Origin of the sequence: Tritonibacter sp. SIMBA_163, assembly GCF_046535935.1 — a bacterium.
GTDB lineage: Bacteria > Pseudomonadota > Alphaproteobacteria > Rhodobacterales > Rhodobacteraceae > Epibacterium > Epibacterium scottomollicae.
In genome coordinates, this window is the sequence record NZ_JAWJBP010001105.1 from 1 (window position 1) to 244 (window position 244).

1 pseudogene is annotated in these 244 nt (G+C 69.3%); it reads right to left on the reverse strand.

The window, feature by feature from the left end:
* Positions 1 to 15: 15 nt before the first annotated feature.
* Positions 16 to 244, reverse strand: a pseudogene (locus R0J92_RS25760) (alpha/beta hydrolase); the annotation flags it as partial.

Consider the following 244-nt stretch of genomic DNA (forward strand, 5'->3'; position numbering starts at 1 on the left):
GTCCGGCACCCCCGCTCAGGCCGCGCTGCTCGTGTCGTCCAGGCCGGCGGCCTCGCAGACCAGTGCCGCTACTTCCGCCGGCTTTTCCTCATGTGCCAGATGACCGGCGCCGTAGACGGTCGCCATGCGCGTCCCTGGTCTGCACGCGGCCACACGTCCGGCCTCGGTCGGCGGCACCGAGAGGTCGTTCGTGCCCACGATCATCACCAGGTCGCCCTTAAGATCGGGTAGATTGCGCTGCAGG